This is a genomic window from Microbacterium gilvum, from assembly GCF_039543865.1.
In the GTDB taxonomy this organism is placed as follows: domain Bacteria; phylum Actinomycetota; class Actinomycetes; order Actinomycetales; family Microbacteriaceae; genus Microbacterium; species Microbacterium gilvum.
This window is the reverse complement of sequence record NZ_BAABKO010000004.1, coordinates 343,789-360,181: the sequence shown is the minus strand read 5'-3', so window position 1 is coordinate 360,181 and position 16,393 is coordinate 343,789. Positions and strand designations below refer to the sequence as shown.

Annotated in this window: 9 protein-coding genes; 4 read left to right on the top strand and 5 right to left on the bottom strand. The window is 72.5% G+C overall.

Features of this window, described 5'->3' with window-relative positions:
- The first annotated feature begins 88 nt into the window (after nt 1-88).
- Nucleotides 89-1,225 (top strand): acyltransferase family protein, encoded by a 1,137-nt coding sequence (locus ABD998_RS12835; protein ID WP_345439744.1) that lies wholly within the window; start codon nt 89-91, stop codon nt 1,223-1,225.
- Nucleotides 1,226-1,313: 88 nt separating this feature from the next.
- Here the strand turns inward: ABD998_RS12835 and rpsO are convergent, their stop codons facing one another.
- Nucleotides 1,314-1,583, bottom strand: a complete 270-nt coding sequence (gene rpsO, locus ABD998_RS12830) for a 30S ribosomal protein S15 (protein ID WP_139890564.1) — start codon at nt 1,581-1,583, stop codon at nt 1,314-1,316.
- Between the two features lie 138 nt (nt 1,584-1,721).
- On the opposite strand from rpsO, the gene ABD998_RS12825 reads away from it, so the two are divergent.
- On the top strand, nt 1,722-3,023 hold the full coding sequence (locus ABD998_RS12825) for an MFS transporter (RefSeq protein ID WP_345439740.1): 1,302 nt from the start codon (nt 1,722-1,724) through the stop codon (nt 3,021-3,023).
- 50 nt (nt 3,024-3,073) lie between these two features.
- Here ABD998_RS12825 and ABD998_RS12820 read toward each other — a convergent pair whose 3' ends face one another.
- The 3 genes from ABD998_RS12820 to ABD998_RS12810 form a co-directional block, all read right to left on the bottom strand.
- Nucleotides 3,074-3,622: a YceI family protein gene (locus tag ABD998_RS12820; protein WP_345439738.1), complete on the bottom strand. Its 549-nt coding sequence runs from the start codon at nt 3,620-3,622 to the stop codon at nt 3,074-3,076.
- A 150-nt stretch (nt 3,623-3,772) separates the two neighbouring features.
- Nucleotides 3,773-4,141 (bottom strand): FKBP-type peptidyl-prolyl cis-trans isomerase, encoded by a 369-nt coding sequence (locus ABD998_RS12815; RefSeq protein ID WP_345439736.1) that lies wholly within the window; start codon nt 4,139-4,141, stop codon nt 3,773-3,775.
- Between the two features lie 104 nt (nt 4,142-4,245).
- Nucleotides 4,246-11,661 carry a hypothetical protein gene (locus tag ABD998_RS12810; protein WP_345439734.1) on the bottom strand — a complete coding sequence of 2,472 codons (7,416 nt, stop codon included), beginning with the start codon at nt 11,659-11,661 and terminating at the stop codon, nt 4,246-4,248.
- 295 nt (nt 11,662-11,956) lie between these two features.
- Here ABD998_RS12810 and ABD998_RS12805 point away from each other — a divergent pair, with 295 nt between their 5' ends.
- On the top strand, nt 11,957-13,492 hold the full coding sequence (locus ABD998_RS12805) for a helix-turn-helix transcriptional regulator (protein WP_345439732.1): 1,536 nt from the start codon (nt 11,957-11,959) through the stop codon (nt 13,490-13,492).
- A gap of 10 nt (nt 13,493-13,502) precedes the next feature.
- Nucleotides 13,503-15,050: a helix-turn-helix domain-containing protein gene (locus tag ABD998_RS12800; protein WP_345439730.1), complete on the top strand. Its 1,548-nt coding sequence runs from the start codon at nt 13,503-13,505 to the stop codon at nt 15,048-15,050.
- Nucleotides 15,051-15,175: 125 nt separating this feature from the next.
- On the opposite strand, the gene ABD998_RS12795 is transcribed toward ABD998_RS12800, so the two are convergent.
- Nucleotides 15,176-16,393 carry a PrsW family intramembrane metalloprotease gene (locus tag ABD998_RS12795; protein ID WP_345439728.1) on the bottom strand — a complete coding sequence of 406 codons (1,218 nt, stop codon included), beginning with the start codon at nt 16,391-16,393 and terminating at the stop codon, nt 15,176-15,178.

The window sequence follows — 16,393 nt, the reverse complement described above, 5'->3', positions numbered from 1 at the left end:
ATACCCTGTGCAACGGCGTCGGCGCGAATCTATTCCGCACCGCGTCGATCATCCTCCCGAGCGGCCGGGTGCCGATAGCGTGGGATCGATGACGAGCGAGGCACGGCCGCCGGCGACGGCGTCGACGGAGACGGTCAGGGCGAAGCGGCGCGTGCCGTTCTGGGACAACGCGCGATTCGCCTGCATCGTGCTCGTCGTCCTGGGGCACGCCATCCAGCGCCTCATCTACGACTCCGACATCGCGTACGCCATGTACCTCGCGTTCTACGCGTTCCACATGCCCGCCTTCGCCATCATCTCCGGCTACTTCTCGAAGTCCGATCCGCCGTCGCGGCGGCAGATGGTGCGGCTGATGACGGATGTCCTCCTGCCGTACCTCGTCTTCGAGGGCCTCTGGTGGCTGACGAAGCTCCTCGTCGAGGGCCGCGCCGACCCCAACCTCACCGAGCCGTCCTGGACGCTGTGGTTCCTCCTCGCACTCGGGATCTTCCGCCTCGTCCTGCCGTACCTCGCGCTCCTGCGCTGGCCGCTGCTGTGGTCCGTGCTCATCTCCGTCGGCGTCGGCTACCTGCCGAACGTCGACAGCACGTTCTCGCTCTCGCGCACGCTCGGATTCCTGCCGTTCTTCGTGCTCGGATGGTGGCTGCGCGAGCACGACGTCGTCGAGCGCTTCGGCCTGCTGCGGCATCGCCCATGGTGGCTGTACGCGGCGGCCGTCGCGCTGTTCGCCGTCGACGGCTGGCTCGCCTGGAGCGGCATCGCCGTGTGGCGCGACATCGAATTGCGGTACTGGTTCTTCTACGACGACGCCTACACCGACCTGCTCTCCCACCCGGTGTGGTGGGGCGGCGCGATGCGCCTGCTCACGCTCGTGATCGGGCTCATCCTCTCCGCGGCGTTCTTCGTGCTCGTGCCGCGACGCCGGACGCCGCTCTCCCGGCTCGGGCAGTACACGATGTACGTCTACCTGCTGCACTCCTTCGTGCTGTACCCGTTCCGCGAGTCGGGCGTGCTGCGCGATCTCGAGCCGACCTGGCTGTGGCTGCCGACGGTGTGCGTGCTGTCGGTCGCCGTGACGGTCCTGCTCGCCACGCGCCCCGTGCGCTGGCTGACGGGACCGCTCGTCGAACCCCGCGCGCGCTGGCTCTTCCGCGACCCCTCGCTCCTGCCCGGCCGGAGGAACGACCCCACCGGCTCGCGGCGCCCCAAGGCGCCGTCCCGCTGAGCGCTCGGCCTCCCGCCGACGGCGAAGGCCCGCCCCACACCGTGGGACGGGCCTTCGAGAAGACGATTGAACGCCGGTGCGCTCTGCCTTATCGGCGGAGACCGAGACGCTCGATCAGCGAGCGGTAGCGCTCGATGTCGATGTCCTGGAGGTAGCCGAGCAGACGACGACGCTGACCGACGAGCAGGAACAGGCCACGACGCGAGTGGTGGTCGTGCTTGTGCTCCTTGAGGTGCTCGGTGAGGTCCTTGATGCGCTGCGTCAGCAGTGCGACCTGCACCTCGGGGGATCCGGTGTCACCGGGGTGCGTCGCGTACTCTTCGATGATCGCCTTCTTGACGTCTGCTTCCAGTGCCATAGATTCGATCCCCTCTCTGCTCATTGCGCGGTGCCCTGCGCCTTCTACGCGAGCTCTCTTCATCCGCGGCCGATCGAACGGCAACTACGCGAGTCTACCCCATCCGGCACCCGTCGGCGAGCCGATAGCCTCTCCCGGATGACCTCCCGCGTGCTCCTCGATCTGCGGCCCCTCACGCAGAGCCCGGCCTTCGCCCGCCTCTGGGTCGGGTCGACGCTCGGCGGCCTGGGCGGACAGCTCACCCTCACAGCGGTCATGCTGCACATGTACCACCTGACGGGGTCGACGTTCGCGGTGTCGATGATCGCCGTGGCGGGGCTCCTCCCGCTCATCGCCGCCGGGCTCTACGGCGGCATGCTCGCCGACTGGTTCGACCGACGTGCCGTCGCACTGGTGTCGGCGTCCGCGACGTGGCTCTCGACGGCGCTGCTGGCCGTCCTCGCCTGGACCGGCGCCGTCGACGCCGCATGGCTGTACGCGCTCTCGATCGTCAACGCCGCCGCCAACTCCATCGTGTCGGCGACGAAGATGGCCATCACCCCGCGCCTCGTCGGCGCCGCGCTCATCCCGGCGGCCGCCGCCCTGAACGGCATCACGGTGGGCCTGATGGTGATGGTGGGCCCCGCGCTCGGCGGGCTCCTCGTCGCGCTGTTCGGCTATCCCGTGACCTACACGCTCGACGTCATCCTCATGCTGTCGCTCTTCCTCGGCCTGTGGACGCTCCCCCGCCTGCGCCCGGAGGGGGCGGCCGTGCGGCCCGGGCTCTCGGCTCTCGCCGACGGATGGCGGTTCCTGCGGCGCGCCCCGAACATCCGCCTGCAGTTCGTGCTCGACATCGTCGCGATGACGTTCGGCAATCCGCTCGCGCTGTTCCCCGCGATCGGCGCGGTCGTCCTCGGCGGCGGCGAGATCACGACGGGCCTGCTCGTCGCGGCGAACGCGGTCGGCGCGTTCGCCTCGAGCCTGTTCTCCGGCCGGATCTCGTCCTATCGGCGGCACGGACGGGGCATCGAGCTCGCCATCCGCGCCTTCGGCATCGCCACGACCGCGTTCGGCCTCGTCCTCGTCGCCGCAGCGTTCCTGCCCGACGACGGCGCAGGGCCGCGCGTCGGGCTCATCGCGCTCGCGATGCTGTGCCTCGCGGCGACAGGAGCCGCGGACAACATCAGCTCGATCTACCGGCAGACGATGCTGCAGCAGGCGGTCCCCGACGCCATCCGCGGGCGGCTGCAAGGCGTGTTCATCGTCGTCGTGACGGGCGGCCCGCGACTGGGCGCCCTGTACGCGGGAGGTCTCGCGACGCTCGCCGCGGCCGCACCAGGCGGCGGGACGTGGCTCCCTCCCCTGCTCGGGGGGATGCTCGTGATCGCGATCACGACGGCGCTCGTGCGGCGGGCGCCCCGGTTCCGCGCGTACGACGCCGCCGCACCCGTCCTGTGAGACGCCGCGAGCCGGCCCCCTCGGGGACCGGCTCGCGGATCGCGCCGGGATCAGGCGGCGAGGGCGCCCTGCAGGTCGAGCGTGATCTTCACGTCCTTGCCGACGAGGACGCCGCCGGTCTCGAGCGCGGCGTTCCACGTGAGGCCGAACTCCTCGCGGTTGATGGTCGTCGTCGCCGTCGCGCCCGCCTTGTAGTTGCCCCACGGGTCGGTGCCGAAGCCGCCGAACTCGAGCTCGAACGTGACGGGCTTCGTGACGTCCTTGATCGTGAGGTCGCCGTCGACGAGGAAGTCGCCGCCCTCGTGGCGGACGCCCGTGGACTGGAACGAGATCTTGGGGAACGCCTCGACGTCGAAGAAGTCGCCGGAGCGGAGGTGCTGGTCGCGCCCCTCGTCCTTGGTGTCGAGCGAGGCGGCGTCGGCCGTCGCGGAGACCGTGGCCTCGAGCACGTTCTCGGGGAGGACGATGGTCGCCTCCTTGACGGCGAAGGCGCCGCGCACCTTCGAGATCATCATGTGCCGCACCTCGAAGCCGACCTCGCTGTGCGACGGGTCGAGGTTGTAGGTGCCGGGGCGGTAGCCGGGGATGTCGATGGTCATGAGTGCTCCTCGCGTGTCTGGGCCGCAGCGCGCGGCGTCACAGGAGAACAATACCCATTCAGGTGAATATATTCCAGTCGGGGGGATGAACGTCCGGGAAACACGGGAAGCGCCGCCCGGCGATGCCGGACGGCGCTTCTCGTACGGTCGTCAGGCGACGGCGATGAGGTCGATGATGAAGATGAGCGACTTGCCGCTCAGGAAGTGACCGGCCCCCGCGGGGCCGTAGGCGAGGTGCGGCGGGATGACGAGCTCGCGTCGTCCGCCGACCTTCATCCCCGGGATGCCGTCCTGCCAGCCCTGGATGAGGCCCCGCAGCGGGAACTGGATGCTCTCGCCGCGGTTCCACGACGAGTCGAACTCGTCGCCGGTGTCGTACTCCACGCCGGCGTAGTGGACGGTCACGGTGTCGCCGGGCTTGGCCTCGGCGCCGTCGCCCACGATGATGTCGCGGATGACGAGCTCGGAGGGAGCCGGCCCCTCCGGGGCGTCGAACTCGGGCTTGGTGCGTTCTGTCATGCCCTCCATCTTGCCCCGTCTCGCCGCCGCGCGCACGGCGACGGGTCGGACGCGGCCTCGGGGGGGGAGCCGCCTCCGACCCGTCGCGGATCGGGTGCGCCGGATCAGCGGGTGCGTGCCGCCGCGCGGGCGCGTGCGACGAGCATCCATCCTGCGAGGAGGAGACCGCCGCCGACGGCGAGGCCGAGGGGACCGAGCTCCCCGCCCGTGGGGGCGAGGGGCCGGGGCTTCGGCGTCGGAGTCGTCGGCTTGGGGGTCGGGGCCGGGTCGCGCTCGTCGTCCGCGGTCACCGTGACCTCGTTCGTCGGGGCCGGCCCCTGGTTGCGGGTCTGGAAGACCGCGACGTTGTCGAACGACGCCTCGACCCTCTCCCCGGGACGCAGCACCGGCCCATCCGGCACCACGGCGTCGAACACGATCGTGACGCTCTCACCGGGTTCGATCGCGGCGATCTCCACCCGATGCGTCGCCGTGCCCTCGTCCAGCGTCGCCACGCACGCCGCCGAGCACGACGCCTTCCCCGCGGGGACGAGGCCGTCCTGCAGCTCGTCCACGACCACGACGTCCCGACTGGGCGCATCGCCCGCGGCCTCCAGGCGGATCTGATACCGGACGGTGTCGCCGAACTCGACGATGCCGTCCGACTCCACCCAGCCGTCGTCCGATTCCTCCCACACCGACTTCTCCGCCGACAGCGACCCCGCCACGAGCGGCGTCGGCTCGCAGTCCACGTTGTTCCCGGCCAGCGCGCCCGCGGCCAGCGCGGCGGCCGCACCCGGCTCGGGGCACGTCGGCTCCTCAGGGGCCGGGTCGTCCTCCGTGGTGACGACGGCGAGGTTGACGTACTCCCCCGCCAGCGCATCCGCCTCGAACATCACCGTCAGGACGAGCTGCGTGCTCTCCCCCGCTCCCAGGAGCGCGGGGTCGACGTCGCACGTCACGACCTGCCCGTCGGCCGCGCAGCCCTCGGGGCCCGACACGTACACCATCCCGTCCGGCAGCACGTCGGTCACGGTCACGGGATCGTCCGCGTCGACATCCCGCGAGCCGATGTTCGCCACCGTGATCGTGTACGGGAACGACTGCCCGGCCTCCGCCGACGCGCCGCCGTCGTCCTTCGTGAGCGCGAGGTCGACCGGGTGATCGGCGTTCACGATGGTGCAGACGACGTCGACGATGCCCGCGAGCGTCACCACCTCGCCGTCGAGGGCGCCCCCGACGCACGACCAGGTGCCGGCCGCGTATCCCTGCGGTCCGTCCTCGGAGAGCGCATACGAGCCGGCCGGCACCTCCGCCCCCGTCACGGCCCCTTCGCCCGTCGTCCCGGAGATCGCGACGGGGCCGTCTGCCGAGAGCACGAAGTCGGAGACCTCCGCCTCGCCGCCCTCGTCGTTGTCGACGACCTTCACGAGCGTCAGCGTCGGGAACTGCAGCGGCGTCGGCTCGCAGTCGACGTTGTTCGACGCGCTCGGGCACCCCGGCTCCTCGGGGGCCGGGTCGTCCTGCGTCGTGACCCACGCGATGTTCTCGTAGTCGCCCGCCGGAGCGTCCACCTGGAACGCCACCGTGAGCACGATCTCCACCGCGTCCCCCGCTCCGAGGAGCGCGGGATCGACGTCGCACGTCACGACCCGCCCCTCGGCAGAGCACTGGTCGGGGCCCGAGACGAAGACCATCCCGTCCGGCAGCTCGTCCACGACGGTCACGGGCTCGTCGAGGTCGACGGCTCGATCGCCGACGTTCTCGATCGCGAGCGTGTAGTCGAAGCTGCCGCCGTTCGCCGCTGTGGCCCCGCCGTCGTCCTTCGTGAGGGCGAGGTCGACGGGCTGGTCGTCGTTCACGATCGTGCAGACGGCCTCGTCGCCGACGCCGAGCAGGAGCGCGGTCCCGTCGAGGGTGCCGCCGTCGCAGGCCCACGCCCCCGCCGCATAGCCGGCGCGCTGCTGCTCGGACAGGTCGTATGCGCCCGCTGTCACGGGTGCATCCGTGATCGCCTCGTCACCCGAGACTCCCGAGATCGTGTCGGGGCCGGATGCCGTGAGCGGGAAGTCGGCCGCACCGAGGTCGCCGCCGTCGTCGTTCACGACCTGCTTCACGAGCGTCAGCAGGGGCGCGATGTCGTCGTTCACGATCGTGCAGATCGCGTCCTCGCCGACCTCGAGCACGAGCATCCCGTCGTCGAGCGCGCCTCCCTGGCAGCTCCACGCCCCCGCCGCGTACCCGCTGGGGCCGGTCTCCGACAGCGTGTACGACCCGGCGAGCACCGCGGCGGCGGTCACCGACTCGTCGCCCGTCGGGCCGGCGATGTCGGCCGGACCGTCTGCGGCGAGCGTCCACGCAGTCGGCAGCGCCGTGCCGCCGTCGTCGTTCACGACCTCCTTGATCAGCGTGAGGTGCGGGGCGATGTCGTCGTTCACGATCGTGCAGGTCACATCACCGCCGTTCGGCACCGTCACGACGCCGTCGGCCGTGACCGCGCCGCCGTCGCACACCCAGACGCCCGGCGCGTAGCCGGAGGGGCCGTCCTCGCTGAGGGCGTAGTCCCCGGCGGGCACTGTCGCGTCGGTGATCGCGGGGTCGCCCGTCGCGCCGCTGATGAGGACGGGGCCGTCCGCCGTGAGGGTCCACGCCGAGGCGTCGAGCGTGCCGCCGTCATCGGTCACCACGTCCTTCACGAGGGTGAGCTCGCCCGGCAGATCGTCGTTCACGATCGTGCAGACCGCGACGTCGCCCACGGCGAGCAGCAGGTCGGCGCCGTCGAGCGAGCCGCCGTCGCAGCTCCATGTGCCGGCGGCGTACCCGGCCGGGCCCGCCTCCGACAGCGCGTACCCGCCCGCCGTCACCACGGCGCCGGTCACGGCGGGATCGTCGGTGACTCCGGACACGGGGGTCGGCCCGTCGGCCGTGAGGACCCAGTCCGTGTCGACGGCGTCTCCGCCGTCGTCGTTCACGACCTGCTTGACGAGGGTGAGCAGCGGGGCGATGTCGTCGTTCGTCAGCTCGCAGTACGCGCTCCCGCCGTTCGCGAGGGCGATCTGCATGCCGTCGACCGCGACAGCCGTCTCGCGGCTCTCGTCCGTCCAGCAGGAGACGGCGACCAGCGCGTACCCCGTGGGCGACTGCTCGCCGAGCGCGTACGCGCCCGCCGACACCTCCGCATCGGTCACCGCCGCATCGCCCTCCGCGCCCGAGACCGGCGTCGGACCATCCGCCGTCAGCGTGAAATCGGTGTCCACCGCCGTGCCGCCGTCGTCGTTCACGACATCCTTCACGAGCGTCAGCACCGCCGGCACGTCGTCGTTGACGATCGTGCATACGGCGTCCTCGCCGACGCCGAGCACGAGCTCGTCGCCCTCCAGCGCTCCGCCGTCGCAGCTCCAGACGCCGGCGGCGTACCCCGACGGCCCCGACTCCGACAGGACGTAGGTGCCGGCCAGCACGTCCACGACCGTCACCTCCTCGCTGCCCGTGGAACCCGACACCGGCGTCGGACCGTCGGCCTCGAGCGTCCAGTCGATCGCCGACGCCGCGCCGCCGTCGTCGTTCACGACCGTCTTCACGAGCGTGAGGGTGGGCGCGACATCGTCGTTCACGATCGTGCACACGGCGCTCTCGCCGATGTCGATCGTCAGCTGGTCGCCCTCCTGCGTGCCGCCGGCGCAGCTCCACGCGCCCGCCGCATAGCCGGGCTGCTCGACCTCCGAGAGCGTGTACGCCCCCGGGGCCACCGCGACGTCCGTCACCTCGGCCGCGCCCGAGACGCCCGTGACGGTCTGCGGCCCCTCGGCCGTGAGCGGGAAGTCGTCGACCGTCCGGGTGCCGCCGTCGTCGTTCACGACGACCTTGAGGAGGGTGAGCCGGGGGGCGATGTCGTCGTTCACGATCGTGCACACGGCGCTCTCGCCGATGCCGAGGGTGAGCGTGGCGCCGTCGAGCGCTCCGCCGTCGCAGCTCCAGTCGCCCGCCGCGTAGCCGTCGGGACCGCTCTCCGAGAGGTCGTAGGCGCCGGCGAACACGGCGGCGTCGGTGACCGCGGGGTCTCCCGTGGCGCCGGAGATCTCGATCCCGCCGGACGCCGTCAGGGTCCAGTCGGTCGCGACGGACGTGCCGCCGTCGTCGTTCACCACCTGCTTGACGAGGGTGAGCCGGGGCGCCACGTCGTCGTTGACGATCGTGCACGTGACATCGCCGCCGTTCGGCACCGTCACGACGCCCTCGGCGGTCACGCTGCCGCCCTCGCAGACCCAGGCGCCCGGCTGGTAGCCGCCGGGGCCGTCCTCCGTTAGCGTGTACGCGCCGGCGGGCACGGTCGCATCGGTGATCTCGGGATCGCCCGTGACGCCGCTCACCGTGACCGGGCCGTCTGCCGTGAGGGTCCACGCGGCCGGATCGACCTCGCCCCCGTCGTCGTTCGTCACGCTCTTGATGAGGGTGAGCTCGCCGGGCTCGTCGTCGTTGACGATCGTGCACTCGGCCGTGTCGCCGACGGCCAGCTCGAGCACGTCGCCCGAGAGCACGCCGCCGGCGCAGCTCCAGTCGCCCGCCGCGTAGCCCTCCTGCGTCTGCTCCGACAGCGTGTACGAGCCGGCCGTGACCGCGACATCGGTGACCGCGTCGTCGCCGGATGCGCCCGTCACGAGATCGGGCCCGTCGGCCGTGAGCGGGAAGTCGTCCGTGCCGAGCGTTCCGCCGTCGTCGTTCACGACCTGCTTGACGAGGGTGAGGCGCGGGGGGATGTCGTCGTTCGTCAGCTCGCAGTAGGCGGTGCCCGCTCCGCTGAGCGTGATCTGCCCACCCTGGACGGGGACCGCGGTGGTGCGGTCGGCGTCCGTCCAGCAGGAGAGGCCGGTGAGGTCGTAACCGTCGACGGCATCCTCGCCGATCGTGTAGACGCCGGCGTCGACGACCGCGGCGGTGATCGCCGCATCGCCTTCCGTGCCGGAGATCGACGTGGGTCCGTCCGCGCGGAGCGTGAAGTCGGTGTCGACGGCCGTGCCGCCGTCGTCGTTCACGACGGCCTTCACGAGCGTCAGCTGCGCCGGAACGTCGTCGTTCGTCAGCTCGCAGAAGGCGCTCGCGCCGAGGGCGAGCTCGATCTGCGCATCGTCGACGGCGACCTCCGTCTGCCGCGAGTCGTCCGTCCAGCACGAGATGCCGGTGAGCTGGTAGCCCGGGAGCGCCTCCTCCCCCAGCGTGTAGACGCCGGTCGAGACGGGTGCGTCGGTGATCGCCGGGTCGCCTTCTGCGCCCGACACCGGCGTGGGTCCGGTCGCGGAGAGGGTGAAGTCGGTGTCGACGGCCGTGCCGCCGTCGTCGTTCACGACGTCCTTGACGAGCGTGAGGTGCGCGGGCCGGTCGTCGTTGACGATCGTGCAGACGATGGCTCCCCCGTTCGGCACCACGACCTCGTCGCCGTCGACGGATGCGCCGGAGCAGCTCCACGCACCGGGCTCGTACCCGGCCGGCCCGCCCGACTCCGACAGCGTGTAGACCCCGGCGGAGACCTCCTCGACGGCCGTGCCGCCGGCACCGGAGATAGGCGTCGGACCGTCGGCCGACAGCACCCACGCCGCCGGATCGGCCGTGCCGCCGTCGCCGTTGTCGACCTCCTTCACGAGCTGCAGCGTCCCGGGGAGGTCGTCGTTCGCGAGCTCGCAGAACGCGCTCGCCCCATTGGCCAGGGCGATGGAGCCGTCCGTCACCGGGACGATCGTCGTTCGCGTGGAGTCCGTCCAGCACGACACTCCCGTCAGCGCGTAGCCGTCGAGCGGGACCTCGCCGATGGCGTAGGAGCCGGCCGAGACCTCGACGTCGGTCACCTCTGGCGCGCCCTCGGTGCCCGACAGCGGCGTCGGACCGTCTGCTGTCAGGGTGAAGTCGACGTCCTCCGCCGTGCCGCCGTCGTCGTTCACGACGGCCTTCACGAGCGTGAGGTGCGCGGGAGCGTCGTCGTTCACGATCGAGCAGACCACGCCGGAGCCGGCCGCGACCGTCACGACGTCGCCCTGCAGCGTGCCGCCGACGCAGCTCCATGAGCCGGCGTCGTAGCCCGGCTGGCCGACCTCGGCGATCGTGTACGCCCCCGGCGCCACCAGCGCCGAGAGCGTGCTGCCCTCGTCGGAGTCGGTGTCGACGCCGTCGATCGCCGCCGTCTGGCCCGACGTCGCCGTGAGCGGGAAGTCCTCCGACGTCGCCGAGCCGCCGTCGTCGTTGACGACCACCTTGTCGAGGGTGAGCGAGGTCACCTGGTTGGTGATGACGCACACGGGCGTCATCAGCCCCAGCGTCGTCGCCGAGAGCACGAAGTCGTCTCCCGTGTACGCGCCGTCCTGCCAGACCGTCGTCTGCACCTGCGGGCTCCCCGCGACGAAGGGGTCCTGGTAGGTGCAGACGACCGAGAGCCCCGTCACGCCGGGCGGCAGGGCGTCGACGATCTCCGCCACGCGGTAGTCGGGCTGCGCGATGACGCCGGTCCAGGTCTGCGAGGAGTCCGGTGCGATCTGCGCGGTGATCGCGGAGACGCTGCCGTCGGTGTCGGCGACGGGCCCCGTCGCCCCCGCTGCGCCGTGGACGGGCATGGCGTCTGCCTGGTCGACGACGTAGTCGAAGAGCAGGTCGGCCGGCGCGGTGCCGTTCACGACCTTCTCCACCGTGAGGCCGCCGCACGTGCCGATCGTGAGCGGATCGCCTGCGACCATGAAGTCCTGGAGCTGGCCCTGCGTGCCGGCGTTGCCGGTCTTGGTGACGATGTCGCCCGACGTGAAGGTGACGCATCCCGTCGCCGGCAGTATTCCCGATGCCGTGAGGTCGATCGCGAACTCGCCGAAGGTGTCGCCGATCGAGCCGGCGATGTCGGGGTTGGGGCCGAGGAGCGCCTGGAACGCGAAGGAGCCCGTCTGGACCCATGAGACCCCGTTCCACGCCATCCCGATGACGTTGGTCGAGCCGTTCGGGTTGACGTTGAACTGGATGAGGATGTCGCCGGCGCGCCCGGCGGCGCCGCCCGCGAAGGAGTAGTTGATCGACAGGTCGCCCGTGCCTTCCGGCGCCCGCGTCCAGTACTGGTAGAGCATGACGTGCTGCTGGCCGTCGACATCGACGATCTCGTATGCGCCGCCCGCCGAACAGAGGTCGCTCTTCTTGTTGGGGAACGGGCCGGGGCTCATCTGCCACGGGTCGTCGTTGAGGTTCTGGCTGTTCGTGCCGCTCACAGTCGGGTCCGTCAGGCTCGACCCGTCGCCCTCGCACGCCTCGACGAGCGAGTAGCTGTCGAGGATGCCGGTCGTCGGATCGCCGTCCGGCGTGAGGCCGGGCCCGTAGAAGGCGTTCCAGTCGGAGGGGCCGGCCTTGTTCCCGTCGATCGCGAAGGCGGTCGTGATGCCGCCGACCGTGGCCGCCTGTGCGGGCACGGCGACGAGCACGCCGAACGACGCGAGCACGAGGGCCGTGCCCGCCGCGAGCATGGCGCGCGCGCGTCGCCGCCATCCGTGCGACGAGCGACGCCCGCTGGTCTTCGCCATGATCGACATGAGTTCGCTCCTGCCCGGGCGCACGCCCACCTCCTGCCCGCAGGGGTGCGCCGGTCGGGTCCGGCTGAGCGGGCAGGCGGCCGGCAAGCCGACCGCTGAGGTCAACTTCCTGTCTCACCGTCTCTGCCCGGGCCCGAGCACGGGTACTTCACCCGCGACGTCACCCCGTCCCGTTCGGAGCGGCTCCCGCGGGATCACGCGGTTTCACCCCCGCCGTCACCCGAGCGGGAGCTCATATATCGGATGTCCGGGTGCAACCGGTCGAATCGGGAGCAGAATAACGCTCGTGAAGGTCGGCACGAACGCTTCCGTACCCGGGGAAGCGCACCGAGCGTCCGACGCGTCCGCACGCGTCTATCGGGCGCTCGGCGCCCGGTCCTGGGACGAGGCCCTGCGCATCGTCGAGCAGAACTGGAGCCAGCTGCTCGCCTCCGGCGCGCCCGCACTGCGCGCCGTCGTCGCGACGGTGCCGCGGGATCGGCTCGCGGCGGATCCGCGCTGGGCGCGCGCCCATGCGTACATCGGCGCGCTGCCGGCCGCCGCCCCGTCCACCGCTCCCGTCCACCCCGATGCGCTCGCGGAGGTCGTCCGTCTGACCACGGCCGCCGAACGCGAGCGGCGGACGGGGTCGTCGGCGGGGGCGCTCGCACTCACCCGACGGGCGAGGTCGGCGTACGACGCCGTCCCATCCGAGCGACGCGGCGGACTGCGGGGCGATCTGCCCCGGATGCTCCTCGCGTGGGGTCTCGCGGAGTTCCGCGCTGGCGACCTCGCCACCGCGCAGGAGGACCTCACACGGGCGTACTCGTCGGCGCGCGCCATGGGCGATCCCCAGGCCGGCTCCATCGCGGCCGCCGAGCTCGCGTGGCTGCACGCCGCGGAGGGCCGCCCGAGCGCACGCAGCGAATGGGCGGCGATCGCGCGCTCGCTCGCGCCTCGGGGAGTGCCCGGCGGTGCCGTCCCGGCCGCTCTCCTCCTCGCCGAGACCCTGGCGGCGCTCGACGCACTCGACCTCGCGGGCGCCCGCGTTCGCCTCGAAGCGGCCGCACGGGCGTTCGGAGACCACGCGTTCGACATCGAGATGGTCTCGGCGCTCGTCGACGCCAAGGATCCCGCCGCCGATCCGCGCGCCCGGTACGCCCTGCTCGAATCGGTCGCGGCCTCGTCCGACGACGTCGCCCTCCTCGCCCTCGCCGACGCGGCGCGCGCCTGCGCGCTGCTCCACACCGGCAGCAGCGAGCAGGCCAGACGGCTCCTCACGACGCTGCCCGTCCCCGCGCAGCCCGCCACGCGCGCGCTCCGCGCCGTGGCGCACCTCGTGCAGGGCGACCTCGACCACGCCCTGCGCGACGCCCAGGCCGTCCTCCACGACCTCGGCCGTCCCCGTGTCGTCGTGGAGGCGTGCACGGTGGCCGCGGCCGTGCACCTCCGTCGGCGCGACGACGAGACCGCGCCGATGTTCCGCCGGGCCGTCGCCCTCGCCGACGCGCACGGCCTGCCCTGCGCCCTCACGCAGATCCCGCAGGGCGACTTCGACGCCCTCGCGATCTTCGCTCCGGACGGCAGCCCGTCGATGGCGGTCATCGCCTCGACGCCGGTCCGCCGGCCGCCCGCTCCCCGGGTCGCCGGGGTGCGCGCCACCGAGCACGAGATCGCCGCCGTCCGGCTCCTCGCGGCCGGGCGGAGCGTCGCCCAGGCGGCCGCCGAGCTGGGAGTGAGCACGAACACCGTGAAGACGCTCACGCGGCGGATCTACGTCAAGCTCGGCGTCTCCGACCGCCGGCAGATGGTGGCGGCCGCCTCCGAGCACGGCCTCCTGTGACGACGACGCCATGGAGCACCGGGGGAAGGACACGGCGGGCGCCGTCTTCGACGCGCTCGCGGACGGGAGATGGGGCGGCGCCCTCGACCTCGTCGAGGCCGCCATGCCGGAGCTCCTCGATCGCGACCCCGCCCTGGTCCGGACGGTCGCGGATGCCGTGCCGGTCGTCGAGCTGCGGCGACGGCCGTGGTGGTTCGGCCTGCGCCAGTACGTGGTGCACCTGCTGACGGAGCCCGCGAAGCCGCCCGTCTTCCCGGATGTCGACCCGCGCGTCCCGGACCACCTCGGCGCCGTCGACCGGATCGTGATCCTCACCGGGCGCGCCGCCGCCCTGCGCACGCGCGGCCGTTTCGCCGATGCCGCGTCGCTGGCCGACGACGCGCACGACGCGCTGCATCGCCTCGACGGCGGCGAGCGCGCACGGCTCCGCCCCGTCGTGGCGATGCTCCTCACGCAGTGGGGCACGACCTTCGCCGCCGCGGCGCTCGTCGACCACGCCGTCGTCGTCCTCGAGGAGGCGCACAGCGCCGCCGAGGCGACCGGCAGCGCGCGGGCGGCCAGGGAGTCGGCCGGCGAGCTGGCGTGGATCCACGCCGTCACCGGTTCGGGGAAGGAGGCCGATCGATGGATCGAGCGCGCGGGATCGCTGCGGGCGCGGCATCCGGGGGTGCAGTTCATCCGTGGCGGCCTCGCCCTCGCACGCGCCTACCGGGCGGGCGATCGGCTCGACATCCCCGAGGCGCTCCGCCTCCTCGACCACGAGGGCGACCCCTTCGAGGAGCTCTCCTTGCTCGCGGCGTCGCTCGGCGCCGTGCTGGGCGCGCGGTCGGCGGCGGCCGATCCCCTCGCCATGCACAGCAGGATCGAGGTCGCCGTGGCGAGCACCCCCGGCCCCCGCGCGCTCTCGGGGCTCAACGCGGCGGCGCTCGCGGTCGCACGCAGCACCCTGCACGCCTTCCAGGGCCTGTACGAGGCCGCGCTCCTCGACCTCGAGCGCTGCCCGCCCCTGCCGCGGCCCGCAGGCGGCATGATCCGCTCCCGCGCCGGTGTGGCGCGGCTCGGGCTCGGCGACCCGCACGGCGCGCTCGCCGAGGTCGCCAAAGAGGCGGCGAACCCCGCGCCGAGGGTGCGGACGGAGGCGCTCATCGTGCGCGCCGCCGCGCTCCTCCGGATCGGCAACGAGCCATCCGCCGTCACCGCGTTCCGCGAGGCGCTCGCGGTGTCGTCCGAGAACCGCCTCGGCGGCGCCCTGGCGCTCGTGCCGGCGGCGGATCTCGGCGCGCTGGCCGCGGCGTGCGGCACTCCCGCCCCGATCGATCTCGCGTCGCTGCAGCGCCTCGCGACCCCGGCGGCCGCCTACGGATACGAGCGGCTGAGCCCTCAGCAGCTCGCCGTCCTGCGAGCCATCGCCGAGCGCGAGCACATCGCCGATGCGGCGGTGCTCCTGGGTCTCAGCCCCAACACCCTCAAGACGCACCTGCGCGCGGCGTACCGGCGGCTCGGAGCCGTCGACCGCTCGGGAGCTCTCGACGAGGCGCACCGCCGCGCCCTGCTCTGACCGCGCCCTGCTCTGACCGCGCCGGACAAGACTCAGCGCCCGGGCCGCGGCGATGCCTGCGAGACGTCCGGGCGCTGAGTGGATCTGACAGCAAGGATGCTCCCCCGTGAGCGGCCTGTCAAGGGCTACATCGACAGGAGCGCCTGCCGCGTGACGACGGCGCGCTGCAGCAGCGCGTGCTCGTCGGCCGCCGCCCGCGGGTCGCGGCCCGACAGCGCGCGCTGCCGCGTCGCGGCGAGCGCCGTCGCGTCCCGGATGAACGCCTTCATGAGCGGCGAGCGGTCCCCGCGCAGCGTGCGGGCCCAGGCCATCCCCGCGCGTCGCCCCGTCGGCGTCGCGAGCATGTCGACCTCCTGCGGCGTGAACCAGCCCGCTGCCGCGTACTCGCCCAGCCGTTCGCGCGTGAGCCGCTCCTCCTCGCGTCGCAGACGCACGAGCATGACGGTGAACACGATGAAGAGCGGCACCTGCAGCACGACGTAGAGGTGGAGGAACCCCTCGAGGTCGGTGAACGTCGCCGACCCGTTCCACAGGCCGTGGAGCGCCATGGCGCCGAGGAGCCCGATGAGCCACGAGGCGAGGATGCTCCCCGCTCGCGCCCCGCGGCGCACGGCGAGGCCCAGCGCGAATCCGGTCACTGCCGTGAACATGGCGTGCGCGAACGGCGACAGCAGTCCGCGCAGGACGAACGTCCAGGTGAGGGAGGCGGCCCCTCCGTCGATGACCGACACGGCGAAGTACTGGATGTTCTCCGTGAAGGCGAACCCCGCCCCCACGAGGGCGCCGTAGACGACGCCGTCGACAGGGCCGTCGAAGGCGCGTCGCCCCATGACGAGGACGAGCAGGAGACCCGCGCCCTTCGCGAGCTCCTCCACGATGGGCGCCTGCACGACCGTGCCGACGATGTCGAGCACGGGCGAGCGCGGCAGCACGAGCTGCACGCCGAGGTCGAACAGGAGCGCGAAGCCCACCGCGGCGATGGCTCCCCACGCAAGCGCGAAGACGATGAGGCTGCGGGGCTCCGGCTCCCACCGGTCGACCCACAGCATGGCCGAGACGACGACGGCGAACGGGACGAGGGCGACGACGAGGCCGACGACCGAGGCGGCGGCGCCGAGCGCGCTCGTGAAGTACGCCACCAGGCCGATGAGGAGGAGGGCGAGGACACCCCACACCCAGATCCACGTGCCGCGACCCTTGCGCGTCGGCACGGGCACGCGCGGCAGATGCGCCTCGGCGTGACCGCCGACGGGGATGGCGGCGGCGGGCGCGCGCTGCGGCTGCGCGAACGACGTGGCGAACGGCGGGGAGGAGGGCGGGGTCAACCCTGTGCCGTATGTCAT

Excerpts from the sequence above, each read along its gene's own strand:
- ABD998_RS12835 (WP_345439744.1), top strand. The coding sequence starts at position 89 with ATGACGAGCGAGGCACGGCCGCCGGCGACGGCGTCGACGGAGACGGTC.
- rpsO (WP_139890564.1), bottom strand. The coding sequence starts at position 1,583 with ATGGCACTGGAAGCAGACGTCAAGAAGGCGATCATCGAAGAGTACGCG.
- ABD998_RS12825 (WP_345439740.1), top strand. The coding sequence starts at position 1,722 with ATGACCTCCCGCGTGCTCCTCGATCTGCGGCCCCTCACGCAGAGCCCG.
- ABD998_RS12820 (WP_345439738.1), bottom strand. The coding sequence starts at position 3,622 with ATGACCATCGACATCCCCGGCTACCGCCCCGGCACCTACAACCTCGAC.
- ABD998_RS12815 (WP_345439736.1), bottom strand. The coding sequence starts at position 4,141 with ATGACAGAACGCACCAAGCCCGAGTTCGACGCCCCGGAGGGGCCGGCT.
- ABD998_RS12810 (WP_345439734.1), bottom strand. The coding sequence starts at position 11,661 with ATGGCGAAGACCAGCGGGCGTCGCTCGTCGCACGGATGGCGGCGACGC.
- ABD998_RS12800 (WP_345439730.1), top strand. The coding sequence starts at position 13,503 with ATGGAGCACCGGGGGAAGGACACGGCGGGCGCCGTCTTCGACGCGCTC.
- ABD998_RS12795 (WP_345439728.1), bottom strand. The coding sequence starts at position 16,393 with ATGACATACGGCACAGGGTTGACCCCGCCCTCCTCCCCGCCGTTCGCC.